This is a genomic window from Bradyrhizobium campsiandrae, from assembly GCF_014529705.1.
Taxonomy (GTDB): domain Bacteria; phylum Pseudomonadota; class Alphaproteobacteria; order Rhizobiales; family Xanthobacteraceae; genus Bradyrhizobium; species Bradyrhizobium campsiandrae.
In genome coordinates this window covers 1-236 of the sequence record NZ_JAANIH010000453.1, presented here as the reverse complement: position 1 = coordinate 236, position 236 = coordinate 1, and the positions used below count along the sequence as shown (strand labels likewise).

Genomic DNA, 236 nt, shown 5'->3' with positions numbered 1-236 from the left:
GGCAAGGCGGTTCGCCCTGCTCGACCGTCCAGCGCAATCGCGGCGGCTCTCCCAGGTTGGCGACGATATTACGCACGATCGCCAGCGCGTGGCTGTCATTCTCGGCGATATGGTCGGTGACGCCGCTAACGCGGCTATGCATTTCACCTCCGCCGAGGGCTTCGACGCCGACCTCTTCCTTGGTCGCGGCATAGACCAGTTGCGGTCCGCCCAGGAACATGGCGCCCTGATTGCGG

The 236-nt window shown here is 65.3% G+C and carries 1 protein-coding gene; it reads right to left on the bottom strand.

The features are described from left to right. Positions 1 to 236 (bottom strand): carboxyl transferase domain-containing protein (locus G8O24_RS43885; protein WP_283815688.1); only part of this gene is annotated, 236 nt, incomplete at both ends.